The organism is Streptomyces sp. NPDC015171, assembly GCF_043079545.1.
In the GTDB taxonomy this organism is placed as follows: Bacteria; Actinomycetota; Actinomycetes; order Streptomycetales; family Streptomycetaceae; genus Streptomyces.
The window spans coordinates 225,757-238,689 of record NZ_JBIBUO010000011.1 but is presented as its reverse complement, the minus strand read 5'-3'; the positions used below and the strand labels follow the sequence as shown (position 1 = coordinate 238,689).

The window sequence follows — 12,933 nt, the reverse complement described above, 5'->3', positions numbered from 1 at the left end:
GTGTTCGACACAGTGCTGGTGGCCAACCGGGGCGAGATCGCCGTACGCGTCATCCGTACGCTCCGCTCGCTGGGCGTGCGCTCGGTGGCGGTCTTCTCCGACGCCGACGCGGACGCGCGGCATGTCCGGGAGGCCGACACGGCGGTCCGGATCGGCCCGGCGCCGGCCGCCGAGAGCTATCTGTCGGCGGAGCGGCTGCTCGAAGCCGCCGCCCGCACCGGCGCCCAGGCCGTCCACCCCGGGTACGGCTTCCTCGCGGAGAACGCGGGCTTCGCGCGCGCGTGCGAGGAGGCGGGGCTGGTCTTCATCGGCCCGCCGGCGGACGCGATCGCGCTCATGGGCGACAAGATCCGCGCCAAGGAGACGGTGCAGGCGGCCGGAGTGCCGGTGGTGCCGGGCTCCAGCGGCAGCGGGCTCTCCGACGCCCGGCTGGCCGAGGCCGCCCGCGAGATCGGCACCCCCGTCCTGCTCAAGCCCTCCGCCGGCGGCGGCGGCAAGGGCATGCGCCTGGTGCGGGACATGAGCGCGCTGGAGGAGGAGATCGCCGCCGCCCGCCGCGAGGCCCGCGCCTCCTTCGGCGACGACACGCTGCTGGTGGAGCGGTGGATCGACCGCCCCCGGCACATCGAGATCCAGGTGCTGGCCGACGGCCACGGGGGCGTCGTCCACCTCGGCGAGCGCGAGTGCTCGCTCCAGCGGCGCCACCAGAAGATCATCGAGGAGGCGCCGAGCGTGCTCCTCGACGAGAAGACCCGGGCGGCGATGGGCGAGGCGGCCGTGCAGGCGGCCCGCTCGTGCGGGTACCGGGGCGCGGGCACGGTGGAGTTCATCGTGCCGGGCGGGGACCCGTCGTCGTACTTCTTCATGGAGATGAACACCCGTCTCCAGGTGGAGCACCCGGTCACGGAACTGGTCACCGGGCTCGACCTGGTGGAGTGGCAGCTGCGGGTGGCGGCCGGGGAGCGGCTGGGCTTCGCCCAGGAGGACGTCCGGCTCACCGGGCACGCGGTGGAGGCGCGGATCTGCGCCGAGGACCCGGCGCGCGGTTTCCTGCCGTCCGGCGGCACGGTGCTGCTGCTGGACGAGCCGCGGGGCGAGGGCCTGCGCACCGACTCCGGGCTCAGCGAGGGCACCGAGGTGGGCAGCCTGTACGACCCGATGCTGTCCAAGGTGATCGCCTACGGCCCCGACCGGGAGACGGCGCTGCGCAGGCTCCGCGCGGCCCTCGCGGACACCGTCACGCTGGGCGTGCAGACCAACGCGGGCTTCCTGCGCCGGCTGCTGGCCCATCCGGCGGTGGTGGCGGGCGAGCTGGACACCGGGCTGGTGGAGCGGGTGGTGGACGAGCTGGTCCCCACGGACGTACCGGAGGAGGTGTACGAGGCGGCGGCGGCCGTGCGGCAGGAGGCGCTGCGGCCCCGGGGCGACGGCTGGACCGACCCCTTCTCGGTGCCGAGCGGCTGGCGGCTGGGCGGGGCCCCGAAGCGTGTCGCCTTCGACCTGCGGGTGGCCGATCCGGTGCGGTACACCCCGCGCGGCACGCACACCGTGACCGAGGACCGCGTCCAGGTCACCCTCGACGGCGTCCGGCACTCCTTCCGCCGGGCGGCCGACTGGATCGGCCGGGACGGCGACGCCTGGCACGTCCGGGACCACGACCCGGTCGCCGCCTCCCTCACCGGGGCGGCGCACGCGGGCGCCGACTCGCTGACCGCGCCCATGCCCGGCACGGTGACGGTGGTGAAGGTGGCCGTCGGCGACGAGGTGAGCGCGGGGCAGAGCCTCCTGGTGGTCGAGGCGATGAAGATGGAGCACGTCATCTCCGCCCCGCACGCCGGCACGGTCGCCGAACTGGACGTGACCCCGGGCAGCACGGTCGCCATGGACCAGGTGCTCGCCGTCATCGCCCCCAAGGAGGAGGCGCAGTGAGCGACGAGGCGCTGCCCATGGTCGTACCGGCCCAGGACCTGCCCGAGCGGGTGCGGATCCACGAGGTCGGGGCGCGCGACGGGCTGCAGAACGAGAAGACGGCCGTGCCGACCCGGGTGAAGGCGGAGTTCATCCGCCGGCTGGCCGACGCGGGCCTGACGACGATCGAGGCGACGAGCTTCGTGCACCCGAAGTGGGTGCCCCAGCTGGCCGACGCCGAGCAGCTGTTCCCGCTCGTCGGCGGCCTCGGCGTCGACCTGCCCGTGCTGGTCCCCAACCAGCGCGGCCTGGACCGGGCGATGGCCCTCGGCGCCGAGCGGGTCGCCGTCTTCGCCAGCGCCACCGAGTCCTTCGCGAAGGCCAACCTCAACCGCACCCTGGACGAGTCGCTGGCCGTGTTCGAGCCGGTGGTGCGGCGCGCGAAGGCCGCGGACGTGCATGTGCGCGGCTATGTGTCGATGTGCTTCGGCGACCCGTGGGAGGGCGCGGTGCCCCTGCACCAGGTGGCCCGCGTCTGCACGGCGCTGCGGGACATGGGCTGCGACGAGCTGAGCCTCGGCGACACCATCGGGGTGGCCACCCCGGGCCATGTCCTCGAACTGCTCGCCCTGCTGAACGAGGAGGGCGTGCCGACGAACACGATCGGCGTGCACTTCCACGACACCTACGGCCAGGCGCTCGCCAACACCTACGCGGCCCTCGAACACGGTGTGACGACGATCGACGCGTCCGCCGGCGGCCTCGGCGGCTGCCCGTACGCGAAGTCCGCCACCGGCAACCTCGCCACCGAAGACCTCGTCTGGATGCTGCACGGGCTCGGCATCGAGACGGGGGTCGACCTCGGCCGTCTGACCGCCACCAGTGTGTGGATGGCCGAACAGCTGGGCCGGCCCAGCCCGTCCCGTACCGTCCGCGCTCTCTCCCACAAGGACCAGTGATCAGCATGGACCACCGTCTCAGCCCCGAGCTGGAGGAACTCCGCCGTACGGTGGAGGAGTTCGCGCACGATGTCGTGGCGCCGAAGATCGGCGACTTCTACGAGCGGCACGAGTTCCCGTACGAGATCGTCCGCGAGATGGGCCGCATGGGCCTGTTCGGGCTGCCCTTCCCGGAGGAGTACGGCGGCATGGGCGGGGACTACCTGGCCCTGGGCATCGCCCTGGAGGAACTGGCCCGGGTGGACTCCTCCGTGGCCATCACCCTGGAGGCCGGTGTCTCGCTCGGAGCGATGCCGGTCCATCTCTTCGGCACCGACGAGCAGAAGCGCGAGTGGCTCCCCCGGCTGTGCTCGGGCGAGATGCTGGGCGCGTTCGGCCTGACCGAGCCGGACGGCGGCAGCGACGCCGGGGCGACGCGCACGACGGCGCGTCTGGACCCGGACACGGACGAGTGGGTGATCAACGGCACGAAGTGCTTCATCACCAACTCGGGCACGGACATCACGGGCCTGGTGACGGTCACGGCGGTCACCGGCCGGGGGCCGGACGGCAAGCCGCGGATCTCCGCGATCATCGTCCCCGCCGGCACCCCCGGCTTCACGGTCGCCGCCCCCTACTCCAAGGTCGGCTGGAACGCCTCGGACACCCGCGAACTCTCCTTCCAGGACGTCCGGGTGCCCGCCGCCAACCTGCTCGGCGCCGAGGGCCGCGGCTACGCCCAGTTCCTGCGCATCCTGGACGAGGGCCGCGTCGCCATCGCCGCCCTCGCCACCGGTCTGGCGCAGGGCTGTGTGGACGAGTCGGTGAAGTACGCCAAGGAACGCCACGCGTTCGGCCGGCCCATCGGCGCCAACCAGGCCATCCAGTTCAAGATCGCCGACATGGAGATGAAGGCCCACACGGCCCGCCTCGCCTGGCGTGACGCGGCCTCGCGGCTGGTGGCGGGCGAGCCGTTCAAGAAGGAGGCGGCGCTGGCCAAGCTCTACTCCTCCACGGTCGCCGTCGACAACGCCCGTGACGCCACGCAGGTGCACGGCGGCTACGGCTTCATGAACGAGTACCCGGTGGCCCGCATGTGGCGCGACTCCAAGATCCTGGAGATCGGCGAGGGCACGAGCGAGGTGCAGCGGATGCTGATCGCCCGGGAGCTGGGCCTGGTGAGCTGAGGCGGTCAACTCCGAACGGGGCGTCGGCGGTCCGCGGGACGGGTCACGGGCGCCCGACGGGCACCACCCTCTGGGACAACAGCTGAGGTTAGGCTAACCTACCCACGAACTTGTCCGGCGGGCGCCTCGCCCCGTTCGAAAGCAGTCATACCCATGTCCCATGCCCGTGCCACCCACCTCAATCGCCGCGGCCTCCTCGCCGCGGGCGGCGCCCTCGGACTCGGTGCCGCACTCGCTGCCTGCGGGGACGACAAGGGCAAAGACGGGGACTCCGGCAAGGCTGCCGGCAGCGGCAAGTCCGGCCCCTGGACCTTCAAGGACGACCGCGGCACGACCGTGAAGCTGGACAAGGTCCCCGCGAACATCGTCGCGTTCACGGGTGTCGGCGCCGCGCTGTACGACTACGGCGTCCAGGTGAAGGGCGTCTTCGGCCCCACCAAGACCACCGACGGCAAGGCCGACGTCCAGGCCGGCGACATGGACATCAGCAAGCTGACGGTCCTCGGCAACGCCTGGGGCCAGTTCAACATCGAGAAGTACGCCTCCCTCGCCCCGGACGTGCTCATCTCGACGCTGTTCGACGACGCCGGCACCCTCTGGTACGTCCCGGAGGAGTCGAAGAAGAAGATCGCGCAGCTGGCCCCCAGCGTCGGCGTCTCCGTCTACGACCGCCAGCTCACCCAGCCGCTCCAGCGCATGTGGGAGCTGGCCGAGTCGCTCGGCGCGAACATGAAGGCCGCCAAGGTCACCGACGCCAAGAAGCGCTTCGAGGACGCCGCCGCCCGGCTGCGCGCCGCCGCCAAGGCCAAGCCCGAGATCAAGGTGATGGCCGGTTCCGCGAGCGACCAGCTGTTCTACGTCTCCGGCACGAACCTCTCCATCGACCTGGAGTACTTCAAGTCCCTCGGCGTGAACTTCGTGGAGCCGCCGGAGAGCGCCAAGAAGCAGGGCGGCGGCTGGTACGAGTCGCTGAGCTGGGAGAACGTCGACAAGTACAAGGCCGACATCATCATGATGGACGACCGCACCTCGGCGATCCAGCCGGCCGCCATCACCAAGGCCACCTGGAAGAAGCTCCCCGCGGTCAAGGCCGGCCAGGTCGTCTCCCGTTCGCCGGAGCCGATCCTGTCCTACGACAAGTGCGTGCCGCTGCTCACGACCCTGGCCGAGGCCCTGGAGAAGGCCAAGAAGGTCAGCTAGGCAAGACCGCTCCGCCGCGCCCCCCAGCCCCCTGAAACAGGCTCAGGAGCCCCCGATGACGACGGCCGTAGCCGCCCCGTTCCGCTTCTTCTCCCTTCAGGTCGTACGGACGAGGCGGCTCGGCCCGTCTCTGGTCCGGGTGAGTTTCGCGGGACCCGATCTGCACGCCTTCCACTCGGACGGGCGCGACCAGTCCCTGTCGCTCTTCCTGCCGCACCCGGGGCAGGAGGAGCCCGCCGTCCCGCTGGAGCTGGGGGACGGCTGGTGGCAGGGCTGGCGGGAACTGCCGGACGACGTGCGGGCGGTGATGCGCTCGTACACCCTGCGCTCGCTGCGCCGGGACGCCCTGGGGCACACGGTGGAGATCGACATCGACTTCGCCCTGCACGGCATCGGGCACGGCACCGCTGCGGCGGGCCCGGCCTCCCGCTGGGCCGCGCGCGCCACCGCCGGCGACCGGGTGCTGCTGCTCGGCCCGGCCGTCGCCGACAACCGCGCGATCCGCTTCCGTCCGCCGGCGGACACCGATCTGGTCGTCCTGTGCGCCGACGAGACGGCGCTGCCCGCCGCGACCGCGATCCTGGAGTCCCTCCCCGCCGGCACCCGGGTCCGGGCCTGGTTCGAGGTGCCGCACGCCGGCGACATCCAGGACGTGCGCACGGCGGCGGACGCGGAGATCACCTGGCTCGTACGGCGCGACGGCTCCCCCATGGCCGTCGACGCCGTACGGGCCGCCCGGCTGCCGCAGGCCGCGCGCCCCTATGCGTGGCTCGCGGGCGAGTCCGGGCAAGTCAAGGCGCTGCGGCGGCACTTCGTCGGCGAACGCGGCGTGGACCGACGGTGTGTCACCTTCGTCGGCTACTGGCGGCAGGGCATGTCGGAAGAGCAGTTCCGCACCTCTGAGTGACCCCTCGAAGTGACGCCGGTCACGGGAAGGGTGTGCCCTGACCCACTGGAACTTAGGTTAGGCTTACCTAAGCTGATCCCCGCACGGACCGTCCCCTCGGAGGACCCCCACATGCGCTCGCACCTGCTCAATGGCCTCACAGCGGAGCACTACCGCCGCTCCGTGACCGAAGGAGTAGAGCGGGTGGCGGCCAAACTCGCCACCACCGACCGTCCGTTCACCGGTGTCACCGTGGACGACCTCGCCCCCCGCATCGACGCGATCGACCTCGACCGTCCGCTGGGCGACACCGGCGCCGTCCTGGACGAGCTGGAAGACGTCTACCTGAGGGACGCGGTCTACTTCCACCACCCCCGCTACCTCGCCCACCTCAACTGCCCGGTCGTCATCCCCGCCGTGCTCGGCGAGGCCGTGCTCTGCGCCGTCAACTCCTCGCTCGACACCTGGGACCAGTCGGCCGGCGGCACCCTCATAGAGCGCCGGCTCATCGACTGGACGGCCGAACGCATCGGCCTCGGCCCGGCCGCCGACGGCGTCTTCACCTCCGGCGGCAGCCAGTCCAACCTCCAGGCGCTGCTGCTGGCCCGCGAGGAGACCAAGACCGACGACCTGGCCCGACTGCGGATCTTCGCCTCCGACGTCAGCCACTTCAGCGTGAAGAAGTCGGCCAAACTGCTCGGCCTCGCGCCGGACGCCGTGGTCAGCGTCCCCGTCGACCACGACAAGCGGATGCAGACCGTCGCCCTCGCCCACGAGCTGGAGCGCTGCGCGAAGGAGGGCCTGGTCCCCATGGCCGTCGTCGCCACCGCGGGCACCACCGACTTCGGCTCCATAGACCCGCTGCCGGAGATCGCCGAACTCTGCGCCCAGTACGACGTCTGGATGCACGTGGACGCCGCCTACGGCTGCGGGCTGCTCGCCTCGCTGAAGTACCGGGACCGCGTCGACGGCATCGAGCGCGCCGACTCGGTCACCGTCGACTACCACAAGTCCTTCTTCCAGCCGGTCAGTTCCTCGGCCCTGCTGGTCCGGGACACCGCCGCGCTGCGGCACGCCACCTACCACGCCGAGTACCTCAACCCGCGCCGCATGGTGCAGGAGCGCATCCCCAACCAGGTGGACAAGTCGCTGCAGACCACCCGCCGCTTCGACGCCCTCAAACTGTGGATGACCCTGCGCACGATGGGCGCCGACGGCATCGGGCAGCTCTTCGACGAGGTCTGCGACCTGGCGCGGGAGGGCTGGAAGCAGCTGGCGGCCGACCCCCGCTACGAGGTCGTGGTCGAGCCCAGCCTGTCCACCCTCGTCTTCCGCTACGTCCCGGCGGCGGTCACCGACCCGGCCGAGACCGACCGGGCCAACCTGTACGCCCGCAAGGCCCTGTTCGCCTCCGGGGACGCCGTGGTCGCCGGCACCAAGGTGGCCGGCCGCCACTACCTGAAGTTCACCCTGCTCAACCCCGAGACCACGACGGCCGACATCGCCGCCGTCCTCGATCTGATCGCCGGCCATGCCGAGCAGTACCTGGGAGAGTCCCTTGACCGCGCGTCCTGAAGCCCAGCACGAGACCCACGACTTCGTGGGGATCGGGCTCGGCCCCTTCAACCTCGGCCTCGCCTGCCTGACCGAGCCGATCGCCGAACTCGACGGCGTCTTCCTGGAGTCCAAGCCGGACTTCGAGTGGCACGCCGGCATGTTCCTGGACGGCGCCCACCTCCAGACGCCGTTCATGTCGGACCTGGTGACCCTGGCCGACCCGACCTCGCCGTTCTCCTTCCTGAACTACCTGAAGGAGAAGGGCAGACTGTACTCGTTCTACATACGCGAGAACTTCTACCCGCTGCGCGCCGAGTACGACGACTACTGCCGCTGGGCCGCGGGCAAGCTGAGCAGCGTCCGCTTCGGCACCACCGTCACCGAGGTGACGTACGAGGACGAGCTGTACGTCGTCCGCACCGAGGCCGGGGACACCTACCGCGGCCGGCACCTGGTCCTGGGCACCGGCACCCGCCCCTACATCCCGGACGCCTGCCAGGGACTGGACGGGGACTTCCTGCACAACTCCCAGTACATGCACCGCAAGGCGGAGCTGCGGCGGAAGAAGTCCGTCACGATCGTCGGCAGCGGCCAGAGCGCGGCCGAGATCTACTACGAGCTGCTCGCCGAGATCGACGTCCACGGCTACCAGCTCAACTGGGTCACCCGCTCCCCGCGGTTCTTCCCGCTGGAGTACACCAAGCTGACCCTGGAGATGACCTCCCCGGACTACATCGACTACTTCCGGGAGCTGCCCGAGGAGACCCGCTACCGGCTGGAGAAGCAGCAGAAGGGCCTGTTCAAGGGCATCAACGCGGACCTGATCGACTCGATCTTCGACCTGCTGTACCAGAAGCACGTGGAGAGCGGCGACCGCCCGGTGCCCACCCGCCTGCTGACCAACTCCGCGCTGCGCTCGGCGGCGTACCGGGACGGCACGTACACCCTGGGCTTCCGCCAGGAGGAGCAGGGCAAGGACTTCGAGATCGGCACCGAGGGCCTGGTCCTGGCCACCGGCTACCACTACACCCCGCCGGCCTTCCTCGCGCCGCTGCGCGACCGGCTGCGCTTCGACGGCCACGGCCGCTTCGACGTCGCCCGCAACTACGCCATCGACGTCACCGGACGCGGGGTGTTCCTGCAGAACGGCGGCGTCCACACGCACAGCATCACCAGCCCCGACCTGGGCATGGGCGCGTACCGGAACGCGTACATCATCCGTGAGCTGCTCGGCACGGAGTACTACCCGGTCGAGAAGACCATCGCCTTCCAGGAGTTCGCCGTATGACCTTCACGTTCCGTACCGTCGACCCGCTGACGGACGCCGGGCTGCTGCACTCCTGGGTCACCCATCCCAAGGCGGCCTTCTGGATGATGCAGGACGCCAGGCTGGAGGACGTCGAGCGCGCCTACATGGAGATCGCGGCGGACGAGCACCACCACGCCCTCCTCGGCCTCCAGGACGGCCGTCCCGCCTTCCTCATGGAGAAGTACGACCCCGCCGAGCGCGAGCTGGTCGGGCTGTACGAGCCGGAGCCCGGGGACATCGGCATGCACTTCCTGACCCCGGCAACCGACACCCCCGTGCACGGCTTCACCCGGTCCGTCATCACCGCCGTGATGGCCCATCTCTTCGAGGACCCCGCGGTGCGGCGCGTCGTCGTCGAGCCGGACGTCGGCAACAAGGCCGTGCACGCCCTGAACGAGACCGTCGGCTTCGTGGCCGAACGGGAGATCGACAAGCCGGAGAAGCGGGCCCTGCTGAGTTTCTGCACCCGCGAGCAGTTCGAGAAGGCGGTGACCGCATGACCCTCGCCGACGCCGTGGCCCATCTGTCCCCCGAGCACTGGGCGAGGGCCAACCGGCTCCTGGTGCGCAAGGCACTCGCCGAGTTCGCCCACGAGCGCCTGATCACGCCCGAGGAGGACGGCGGCCGGTACGTCGTCCGCAGCGACGACGGGCTCACCTCCTACCGGTTCGGCGCCGTGCGCCGCACCCTCGACCACTGGGAGATCGACGCCGGGTCGATCACCCGGCACCGCGACGGCGGAGAGCTGCCGCTGGCCGCCATGGACTTCTTCATCGAGCTGAGGGAGGCCCTGGGGCTGAGCGACGAGATCCTGCCGGTCTACCTGGAGGAGATCTCCTCCACCCTCTCGGGCACCTGCTACAAGCTCGCCAAGCCCCGCGTCACCTCCGCGGAGCTCGCCGTGAGCGACTTCCAGGCGATCGAGACCGGGATGACCGAGGGCCACCCGTGCTTCGTCGCGAACAACGGGCGGCTCGGCTTCGGCATCCACGAGTACCTGTCGTACGCGCCGGAGACGGCGAGCCCGGTCCGGCTGGTCTGGCTGGCCGCGCACCGCTCGCGGGCCGCGTTCACGGCGGGCGTCGGCATCGAGTACGAGTCCTTCCTCCGCGAGGAGCTGGGCGAGCGGACGGTGGAGCGGTTCCGTGCCGCCCTCACCGGGCGCGGCCTGGACCCGGCCGACTACCTCTTCATCCCGGTCCACCCCTGGCAGTGGTGGAACAAGCTCAGCGTCACCTTCGCCGCCGAGGTCGCCCGAGAGCACCTCGTCTGCCTCGGCGAGGGCGACGACGAGTACCTGGCCCAGCAGTCGATCCGCACCTTCTTCAACACCAGCGCCCCGCACAAGCACTATGTGAAGACGGCCCTCTCGGTCATCAACATGGGCTTCATGCGCGGTCTGTCGGCGGCCTACATGGAGGCGACCCCGGCGATCAACGACTGGCTGGCCCAGCTGATCGAGAGCGACCCGGTGCTGAAGTCGTCCGGCCTCACGATCATCCGGGAGCGGGCGGCCGTCGGCTACCGGCACCTGGAGTACGAGCGGGCCACCGACCGCTACTCGCCGTACCGCAAGATGCTGGCCGCGCTGTGGCGGGAGAGCCCGGTCTCCTCGCTGCGGGACGGCGAGTCCCTCGCGACCATGGCGGCCCTGCTGCACGTGGACGACGAGGGCGCCTCCTTCGCCGGCGCGCTGATCGCCCGCTCGGGCCTGACGCCCGCCGAGTGGCTGCGCGGCTACCTGCGGGCCTACTACACCCCGCTGCTGCACAGCTTCTACGCCTACGACCTGGTGTTCATGCCGCACGGCGAGAACACCATCCTGGTCCTGAAGGACGGCGCGGTGCAGCGGGCGATCTACAAGGACATCGCCGAGGAGATCGCCGTCATGGACCCGGACGCGGCCCTGCCGCCCGAGGTCCGGCGGGTCCGGGTGGAGGTCCCCGAGGACAAGAAGCTGCTGTCCATCTTCACGGACGTCTTCGACTGCGTCTTCCGCTTCCTCGCCGCCCAGCTCGCCGCCGAGGGCATCCTGGAGGAGGAGGGCTTCTGGCGCACGGTCGCCGAGGTCACCCGCGAGTACCAGGACGCGAACCCCCAGCTGGCCGACAAGTTCCGCCAGTACGACATGTTCGCCCCCGAGTTCGCGCTGTCCTGCCTCAACCGGCTCCAGCTGCGCAACAACAGGCAGATGGTGGACCTCGCCGATCCGTCCGGCGCGCTCCAGCTGGTCGGGACCCTGAGGAACCCCCTCGCGGCCTTCTGAGGGCGCCGCAGCCGGACGGGCACCCCGGAGTACGGTCCTCCGGGGTGCCCGTCGGCATGTGGTCAGCGCGCCGGCCAGGGGACCTGCGGCGACCGGTAGTAGTGGACACCGAGGGCGTCCCAGCGCGGGCCCTGCGCGGCCAGCCGCACCTTGTACGCGTTCCAGTCGTGCGTGGCCGCCGGCGACCAGCCCAGCTCGGCCGCGCCGGCCAGCCGCGGGAACGCCATGTACTCGATGTCGGCGGACTTCTTGAGGGTCTCCGTCCACAGGGGCGCCTCGACGCCCCGGACCGCCGAGGCGGGCAGCCCGGCGAGATAGGCGCCCGGATTCCAGTCGTACGCCCGCTCCACCTCCACCAGGCCCGCCCAGTCCGTGCCGGGCCCGGTGCCGCGCGTGTACTTCATGTCGAGGTAGAGCCGGTCGGCCGGGGACAGGATCAGCCCCGTGCCGTTCCGGGCCGCCGCGACCACCTGGGCCTTCTCCGCCGCGCCGGTGCCGTCCTGGCCCCAGTACTGGGCGAGGGCGCCCCTGGCCGGGTGGGCGCCGGTGAGCTGGTGCCAGCCGATGACCGTCTTGCCGTACCGGGCGACGACGGGCTGCACGCGGTCCATGAACGCCACGTAGTCGCCGTGGGCGGTGGAGTGCGCCTCGTCGCCGCCGATGTGCAGATAGCGGCCCGGGGTGAGGGCGGCCAGCTCCCGGACGACATCGGTCACGAAGTCGTAGGTGACCGCCTTGGACACGCACAGCGAGCTGAAGCCGACCTGGGTACCGGTGTACAGCGGGGGTGCCGTGCCGTCGCAGTTGAGCTTCGCGTAGGCGGCGAGGGCCGCGTTGGTGTGGCCCGGCATGTCGATCTCGGGCACGACCTCCAGGTAGCGGGAGGACGCGTACCGGACGATCTCCCGGTAGTCGGCCTTGGTGTAGTGGCCGCCCGGGCCGCCGCCGACCTGGGTGGAGCCGCCGTAGGAGGCGAGGCGCGGCCAGGAGTCGATCGCGATGCGCCAGCCCTGGTCGTCGCTGAGGTGCAGATGCAGCTCGTTGACCTTGTAGAGGGCCAGCTGGTCGATGTAGCGCTTGACCTGGGCGACCGTGAAGAAGTGCCGGGACACGTCCAGCATGGCGCCCCGGTAGGCGTAGCGGGGGCGGTCCTGGACGGTGCCGCCCGCGATGCTCCAGGGGCCGCGCTGGACGGTCTTCCTCTCGACGGCGGCCGGCAGCAGCTGGCGCAGGGTCTGCACACCGTGGAAGAGCCCGGCGGGCGTGCGGGCGGTGAGGGTCACCCCGCCGGCGCCGCTCCGCAGCCGGTACCCCTCGGCGCCGAAGTCGCCGTCGGCCAGGTGGAGCCGGATGCCTCCGGTGCCCCGGTCGGTGACCGGCAGCGGGTAGCCGGTGGAGGGGCGCAGGACGCCGGCCAGGTAGCCGCCGATCCGGCGGACCTCGGCGGAGTCGTCGACGCGGATGCCGGTCGCCCGGGTGACGCGGTACGGCGTCCCGCCCGGGGTGACCGAGGCGGGTGCCGGGACCACGCGGCCGAGCGGGGTCGGTGCGGCGGCCCGTGCCTCGGGCGCGGCGCCGAGGGCGAAGCCGCCGGCTGCCGCGAGCAGCAGCAGGGAACCTAGGACGCGGGGGGTTCGGGGAGTCGTGCTGTGGTTCCTTCTCACATGCGCTCCCTTCGGAAG

The 12,933-nt window shown here is 71.3% G+C and carries 10 protein-coding genes; 9 read left to right on the top strand and 1 reads right to left on the bottom strand.

The features are described from left to right. From ACF073_RS28335 to ACF073_RS28295, 9 genes are all read left to right on the top strand, one after another. Entirely contained in the window at positions 1-1,929 is a 1,929-nt protein-coding gene (locus ACF073_RS28335; protein ID WP_392074213.1) for an acetyl/propionyl/methylcrotonyl-CoA carboxylase subunit alpha, read from the top strand. A 17-nt stretch (positions 1,930-1,946) separates the two neighbouring features. Continuing rightward, positions 1,947-2,867: a hydroxymethylglutaryl-CoA lyase gene (locus ACF073_RS28330; protein WP_392074307.1), complete on the top strand. Its 921-nt coding sequence runs from the start codon at positions 1,947-1,949 to the stop codon at positions 2,865-2,867. Positions 2,868-2,872: 5 nt separating this feature from the next. Then, on the top strand, positions 2,873-4,033 hold the full coding sequence (locus ACF073_RS28325) for an acyl-CoA dehydrogenase family protein (RefSeq protein WP_392074212.1): 1,161 nt from the start codon (positions 2,873-2,875) through the stop codon (positions 4,031-4,033). Between the two features lie 153 nt (positions 4,034-4,186). Then, positions 4,187-5,233, top strand: coding sequence for an ABC transporter substrate-binding protein (locus tag ACF073_RS28320; protein WP_392074211.1), 1,047 nt, complete (start codon positions 4,187-4,189; stop codon positions 5,231-5,233). Positions 5,234-5,288: 55 nt separating this feature from the next. Then, entirely contained in the window at positions 5,289-6,140 is an 852-nt protein-coding gene (locus tag ACF073_RS28315) for a siderophore-interacting protein (protein WP_392074210.1), read from the top strand. A gap of 111 nt (positions 6,141-6,251) precedes the next feature. Continuing rightward, positions 6,252-7,694 (top strand): lysine decarboxylase DesA, encoded by a 1,443-nt coding sequence (gene desA, locus ACF073_RS28310; protein ID WP_392074209.1) that lies wholly within the window; start codon positions 6,252-6,254, stop codon positions 7,692-7,694. Beyond that, positions 7,678-8,964: a lysine N(6)-hydroxylase/L-ornithine N(5)-oxygenase family protein gene (locus ACF073_RS28305; protein ID WP_392074208.1), complete on the top strand. Its 1,287-nt coding sequence runs from the start codon at positions 7,678-7,680 to the stop codon at positions 8,962-8,964. The genes desA and ACF073_RS28305 overlap by 17 nt, the downstream gene beginning before the upstream one ends. Next, positions 8,961-9,485: a GNAT family N-acetyltransferase gene (locus ACF073_RS28300; protein WP_392074207.1), complete on the top strand. Its 525-nt coding sequence runs from the start codon at positions 8,961-8,963 to the stop codon at positions 9,483-9,485. The genes ACF073_RS28305 and ACF073_RS28300 overlap by 4 nt, the downstream gene beginning before the upstream one ends. Then, the gene (locus ACF073_RS28295; protein ID WP_392074206.1) at positions 9,482-11,251 is read left to right on the top strand and encodes an IucA/IucC family protein; all 1,770 of its coding nucleotides are present in this window, start codon (positions 9,482-9,484) and stop codon (positions 11,249-11,251) included. Before ACF073_RS28300 ends, ACF073_RS28295 begins: the two co-directional genes overlap by 4 nt. Positions 11,252-11,313: 62 nt before the next feature. Here the strand turns inward: ACF073_RS28295 and ACF073_RS28290 are convergent, their stop codons facing one another. Next, positions 11,314-12,915, bottom strand: coding sequence for a beta-N-acetylhexosaminidase (locus tag ACF073_RS28290; protein ID WP_392074205.1), 1,602 nt, complete (start codon positions 12,913-12,915; stop codon positions 11,314-11,316). Positions 12,916-12,933 lie beyond the last annotated feature (18 nt).

Coding starts and splice junctions, on each gene's coding strand:
- ACF073_RS28330 (WP_392074307.1), top strand. CDS start 1,947: ATGGTCGTACCGGCCCAGGACCTGCCCGAGCGGGTGCGGATCCACGAG.
- ACF073_RS28325 (WP_392074212.1), top strand. CDS start 2,873: ATGGACCACCGTCTCAGCCCCGAGCTGGAGGAACTCCGCCGTACGGTG.
- ACF073_RS28320 (WP_392074211.1), top strand. CDS start 4,187: ATGTCCCATGCCCGTGCCACCCACCTCAATCGCCGCGGCCTCCTCGCC.
- ACF073_RS28315 (WP_392074210.1), top strand. CDS start 5,289: ATGACGACGGCCGTAGCCGCCCCGTTCCGCTTCTTCTCCCTTCAGGTC.
- desA (WP_392074209.1), top strand. CDS start 6,252: ATGCGCTCGCACCTGCTCAATGGCCTCACAGCGGAGCACTACCGCCGC.
- ACF073_RS28300 (WP_392074207.1), top strand. CDS start 8,961: ATGACCTTCACGTTCCGTACCGTCGACCCGCTGACGGACGCCGGGCTG.
- ACF073_RS28295 (WP_392074206.1), top strand. CDS start 9,482: ATGACCCTCGCCGACGCCGTGGCCCATCTGTCCCCCGAGCACTGGGCG.